The 1,451-nt window shown below is 56.6% G+C and carries 3 protein-coding genes; all 3 read left to right on the top strand.

Annotated features, from left to right (window positions below):
* The coding region (locus tag AC1D1P_RS23250) for an orotidine 5'-phosphate decarboxylase / HUMPS family protein (protein WP_477674622.1) at positions 1–310 on the top strand (310 nt) is incomplete at its 5' end.
* 209 nt (positions 311–519) lie between these two features.
* A complete protein-coding gene (locus AC1D1P_RS23245) occupies positions 520–972 on the top strand; it encodes a DUF3592 domain-containing protein (protein ID WP_477674621.1) in 453 nt (150 codons plus the stop codon).
* Positions 973–1,040: 68 nt separating this feature from the next.
* Positions 1,041–1,451, top strand: a 411-nt coding sequence (locus tag AC1D1P_RS23240) for a hypothetical protein (RefSeq protein ID WP_477674620.1), incomplete at its 3' end; no start/stop codon positions are given.

Raw genomic sequence — 1,451 nt, 5'->3', positions numbered from 1 at the left:
CGCACCATCAGTCAAAGACCAGGTTTTCCGCCTCGCTTCGCTGGCTTGCAAGTCAGGCTGCCACGGTATCGTGGCTTCCGCCCAGGAGGCCGCCTGCTTGCGTGGTTCCTTGCCTGCCGGGGTACTCATCGTCTGCCCCGGCATTCAGCTTTCCCAGCCGGCAGCCACAGACCAGGTGCGCATCTCCACTCCTGCTGCGGCGGCCAGGGCAGGCGCCACTCACATCGTCATCGGCCGCGCCATAGCAGGTGCTTCGGAGCCACTGGCCGCGTATCGGACAGCAGTCGAGTCGTTTAGCAATGGCGTCTAACCCTTCAATGAACCGGACATACCCCGGCAAGCCGGCATCTTGTTTTTCGGCGTCGTCCTGGCTACATTCCTGGTTTGGGTAGCATATGAAGTCGCGACACGCCACGCCGCATAAGATATCAACCGGCGCGGAGCCACAACAGCAGGACGTGGGTCCGCCGCATTTGTTGGTGGTCCGATCATTTTTACGTTAGGCCTAAGGAGCCACCGATGTTTCGAATCTTAGGTAGCCGAGTTGTCGCGATCTGTCTTGTTGTGTTTGGCATCTTTCTCATGTATGCCGGTCACAGGAACGCCACCAAGTTTTCGGCATTGCGCGATCACGGCAAGACGACAAAAGCCGAGGTAACCAAGCTGGAGTGGAAGGAGAAGAAGAATAGCCATGCTGACAGCCTGTACACAGCGCATGTTCGCTTCACGACGGAAGACGGTCGCGAAATTCGGACTGAAGTCGGCGTTGCTGCGGAGCTTGGCCGTGCCTTGCGCAGCAACTCTGTCCCATCCACCATGACGGTCCGCTACCTGCCTGAAGCACCCAGCACGCTTCAAGACATCAACCAGGACGACTCCTCTGATGCCCAGAAGGGAGTTGGTCGCTATATGCTGCTTGCGGGACTGGCAATGCTGGTCATCCGCTTCTTCTTTTCAGGGCGTGCGAAATGATGCCTGGCCCTTCCTTCAAGCGGACCTGCCTGCGGCGGTGCAGTTAAGTCAAACGTCAAGTTGCAGAGATGTCTCGTCCGTTACCTCAAATTTCGCCAGCGCAGAAGCAGAATCTTGCGAACCTTTCGCGAGCGCAATCGCATGATGAAGCCACAAGACGAAATCTTGAGGCCATGGGCGAGGAGTTGGACCGGAGCTTCGCCGAGGCCAGGGAGCAACTCGATAGAAATTCGGAAAACCTTGCCAGGCATTACGCTTGGTCTAATCGATACGGACACTGGCTTGCACGAGTGGCACTGATTCCAATTCTTGCTTTGGCAATCGGAATGGTCGTGGTCGTCGTTTTTGGCCTTTGGACTGGCGAAATCAAGGAGCTTCAAAAGTTCAGCAAGCTCTATGTGACTCGTACTGGCAATCCCATTGGCTATTGGGCATCTGTGATTTACCACAGCGCGCTCGCAGCGTTCATTGCGTGGCTC

The organism is Polaromonas sp. P1_E1_2, from assembly GCF_056406035.1.
The sequence above is the reverse complement of the archived record's forward strand: the minus strand, read 5'-3'. Positions and strand labels throughout refer to the sequence as shown.